General features: G+C 44.9%; 4 protein-coding genes. 3 read left to right on the top strand and 1 reads right to left on the bottom strand.

Translation table 11 applies throughout. From position 1 onward, the window contains the following. Positions 1-35: 35 nt before the first annotated feature. Positions 36-830, bottom strand: coding sequence for a TIGR01548 family HAD-type hydrolase (locus PN499_RS26035; RefSeq protein WP_272036002.1), 795 nt, complete (start codon positions 828-830; stop codon positions 36-38). Between the two features lie 88 nt (positions 831-918). On the opposite strand from PN499_RS26035, the gene PN499_RS26040 reads away from it, so the two are divergent. From PN499_RS26040 to PN499_RS26050, 3 genes are all read left to right on the top strand, one after another. Next, entirely contained in the window at positions 919-1,245 is a 327-nt protein-coding gene (locus tag PN499_RS26040) for a 30S ribosomal protein PSRP-3 (RefSeq protein ID WP_007356958.1), read from the top strand. A 142-nt stretch (positions 1,246-1,387) separates the two neighbouring features. Further along, positions 1,388-2,461 carry a class I SAM-dependent methyltransferase gene (locus PN499_RS26045; protein ID WP_272036005.1) on the top strand — a complete coding sequence of 358 codons (1,074 nt, stop codon included), beginning with the start codon at positions 1,388-1,390 and terminating at the stop codon, positions 2,459-2,461. A 145-nt stretch (positions 2,462-2,606) separates the two neighbouring features. Then, entirely contained in the window at positions 2,607-3,308 is a 702-nt protein-coding gene (locus tag PN499_RS26050; RefSeq protein ID WP_272036007.1) for a Mo-dependent nitrogenase C-terminal domain-containing protein, read from the top strand. Positions 3,309-3,656: the final 348 nt, after the last annotated feature.

Consider the following 3,656-nt stretch of genomic DNA (forward strand, 5'->3'; position numbering starts at 1 on the left):
GCCCAGAGGGCGGCGTTACAGTTGATATGCGATCGCTAGTTTCTCAATAATTTCTCAATTTCTACTGGTGTCAACTCCTCAGCATTGCTGAAAACGATTGCTGCACCTGCTTTCATCAAGGTAGCGGTGTAGCAATCTCGGCGTTCTTGAGTCTGCTGAACGTGAGGGGGCAAAATTCCTACGCCAACCCAAACCCTAGAGGGCTGAAGTTTTCGCGCTTTTTCAACTGTGTACATATCAGCAACGGTATCACCAACATAAATCACTGGGGTAGATTCATCTATTCCCTGCTGGTATTGCAGTTGCTCAACTGTTGCGAATAGTCCCGTCGGGTCTGGTTTGCCGGGTGCATCTTCCATTGCTACAAGCACTGGTGAGGTTAAGCCGAGTTTACCTTGTAAGACATAAAGGGCTTCATCTCGCATCGCGCCGCTGAAAAATCCCCAAGCGATCGCCCCTTGAGTTAGACTTTCCAGATAGGCTGGCTGTAGCAGCAAAGGTTCAGAGCAGATGTAACCAGTCCAGTTTTCGGGGTTTGTCCCTCGGTAGCGACTTTGGAAAAAGGCGATTAAAGTATCTCGGTCTAAATCCAGGTGCGATCGCAACTGACTTTTACTCTCGAAGTAGCGGTAAACTAACTCTTGGGAAGCATCCCAGTCGTTATTCCACAAACCCTCAGACTTGAGGCTGTCGATATCCTCAGAAGTGGGACGATAGGCGGATGAGGTAAAATGCTCAACTGTATCTGCGATCGCGCGTCGATACGATCCCCCCACGTCACGCACTACCCCGTCAATATCAAACACAACAATAACTTTTTGCTTTGGCATCGATCCTTAAGCTCTGATAAAATTTAAATTTTGCATCTCTAATCTGCTAAAATTGTGGTACAATTAGCGATTGTATTAATTTTTTAACATGGCTAAGTCTACCCCGGAAGTTGGTTTGTCCAAGTTCATCTTAAAGGTTCTCTGGTTAGAAGAGAACGTGGCACTCGCCGTTGACCAAGTTGTAGGCAAAGGCACTAGCCCTTTGACAGCTTACTTTTTCTGGCCCCGCAAAGATGCCTGGGAAGAGCTAAAAAACGAACTGGAAGCCAAACACTGGATCGCCGACAACGATCGCGTAGAAATCCTCAATAAAGCTACAGAAGTCATCAACTACTGGCAAGAAGAAGGCAGACGGCGACCAATGGCAGAAGCTCAAGGAAGATTTCCCGAAGTGACTTTTACAGGCAGTAACTAAGTGGTTAACTGTTAACTGTTAACTGTTAACCGTTAACCGTTAACTGTTAACTCTAAGGATTTTATGAGTAATAACGGCACAGTCGAAAGCAATATAAACTCTCGGAGAAACTGTATCGATCGGCTCAAAAACTGTAAGTTTTATGGGCAGTGAAAATACAGTTGACAACAGCGAATACTTGCCGCTGATAACTAATTCCGATGTCTTACAACAGGCTATCCTCTACAAAGTTAATACTCGCATTACTGCTCGTGGCGAGGTGATTTTCCCTTGCATACCGGGGATGCTTGAGCATTATCTCCACTGGATAGACCAATTGTTTCACGCTCTCGGTCGGCCACTGCCACCAGAAAAACAAACAGAATTGCGCCAGCTTATAGCAAGTAAATTAGCTACGGGGTTTAGCGTTTCCACTGCTTCCATGCTAATTCTCCAATACGAGTCAGTTCAGCCTCCTCAAACTGGTTTAGCTTGTAAATTACTAATTGCTAGCTCTACAATGGGAGACCAGTATAAGACATGGGTAGAGACGAGAGAACCACCTCTTTTTGGCTCTCATCCAGATGCTAAAGTGATGGCAATTGCTGCTAAATTAGGCGATCCTCGTAAAGTAAGGATTTTGGATGTAGGAGCGGGAACAGGCCGTAATACACTGCCCTTAGCGAGACTGGGCCACCCTGTCGATGCGATCGAGTTAACTGCTGGTTTTGTCGAACAGTTGCGAGTTGCAGTCGAGTCAGAAAAGTTGCCTGTGAATGTGACTTTGGGGGACGTACTCGATCCGTTAGTGCGGATGCGTCCGGCTAATTACCAAATTGCGATCGCAGCAGAACTAATTTCTCATTTTCGAGAGTCCGATCAAGTCCGGCTATTTCTCGCTAAAATGTGCGATTTTCTCTGTTCTGGCGGCTTATTGCTATTTAGTGTCTTTTTAACCGCCGATGGGTACGAACCCGATTCCCTAGTGCGAGAAGTGGCGCAAATGTCATGGTCTACCCTCTTTACCCCCAAAGAATTAGCAGCAGCAATGGAAGGACTGCCGCTAGTACAAATCTCCAATGAGTTAGTGTTTGAATACGAACGCCACAACTTGCCATCAGGGGCGTGGCCTCCTACGCCCTGGTTTTCTAGTTGGGCAACTGGCAGAGATGTATTTCCAATGGCAAATGCCCGTCCGCCAATGGAATTACGCTGGATTTTGTGTCGGCGGCTTTAAAAAGTTTTGAGTTTTGAGTTTTGACTTAGGTAATACTTTAAAACGATAGCCATGATTAACACTGTGAAAACTTCCTACACTAATGAATAGATCAAATTTAGGAGTTTTGAGTTTTGAGTTTTGACTTAGGTAATACTTGGAAACGATGGCCATGATTAACACTGTGAAAACTTCCTACACTAACGAACAGATTGCAGCTTGGCTGCGCGGCTTACTAACCATTGCTTGGGCTGATGGTAATTTTGATGAGGGAGAACAAGATTTGATTGCTTCCTTAACTCAAGCTGAATTTGCAGACGAGGCATCAGTTGATGCGATTTTTGAACCCATATCGCCACAGGAATTAGTGGCTGTTTTAGGGCAAGACAGGGTGACTGCTGAGAATTTCTTGAGGACAGCAGTAATGGTGGCTCTAGCAGACGGTATATATTCTTTCTGCGAAGATGAATTGCTGCATGAGCTTTGCGATGCTTTTGGGGTGAAGGTGGATGCGATCGCAGCTTTGCGACACACTATAGAGGATACGAATAATGCTGCTGCATCAGAGGAAGAGCGTGCATTTAAGGCGGCACGCGATCGCAGCCCCCACAGAGATGTCTTGCAACCTGTTAGAGTATGGCTAGATGGCTGGGAAATCCACGATCCTAGTTTGGCTCATTTTGTCTGCAAAATGATTCCGCCCCAGTGTCCTTTTGAGCGAGACATCACTCTATTTGGTCGCAAGCTAGTTCACATTCCCCCAATGTGTAAACTAAATCCTCTCTACGATCAATTAGTAGGTTTGCGCTTCCGTGCTCTCTCCTATTTGGCAGATGAATGTAAAGAGGATATTTCGGAATATTGCTAGCTAATGGCTAATGGCTAATGGCTAATGGCTAATGGCTAATTGCTAATTGCTAATTGCTAATTGTAATTTAAAACATAGGTTTGGTTAAGGGCAGCCAAACCCAACTATCTTAATTAAATTTGTTAACCGTTAACCATTAACAGTTAAACCCTTAAACCATTAACGGTTAACAAAAATTTTAAGATGAGTTTCGCGAAGCGCTCAACCGCCCTAATTTTACTACCAAAGGATTATCTAAAACCATCCGTAGCGCCGCCATCTTGGCGGTAAATTCAGCGCCAATATAGCAGACTTACTGTACCTAAATCCTATACCAATTAGCCATTAGCCATTAGCCATTAGCCATTA

Source organism: Kamptonema animale CS-326 (assembly GCF_028330895.1).
Taxonomy (GTDB): domain Bacteria; phylum Cyanobacteriota; class Cyanobacteriia; order Cyanobacteriales; family Microcoleaceae; genus Kamptonema; species Kamptonema formosum.

What these genes read in the sequence shown, in the direction of transcription:
- PN499_RS26050 (WP_272036007.1), top strand. Translation starts at nt 2,607, where the DNA reads ATGGCCATGATTAACACTGTGAAAACTTCCTACACTAACGAACAGATT.
- PN499_RS26035 (WP_272036002.1), bottom strand. Translation starts at nt 830, where the DNA reads ATGCCAAAGCAAAAAGTTATTGTTGTGTTTGATATTGACGGGGTAGTG.
- PN499_RS26040 (WP_007356958.1), top strand. Translation starts at nt 919, where the DNA reads ATGGCTAAGTCTACCCCGGAAGTTGGTTTGTCCAAGTTCATCTTAAAG.
- PN499_RS26045 (WP_272036005.1), top strand. Translation starts at nt 1,388, where the DNA reads ATGGGCAGTGAAAATACAGTTGACAACAGCGAATACTTGCCGCTGATA.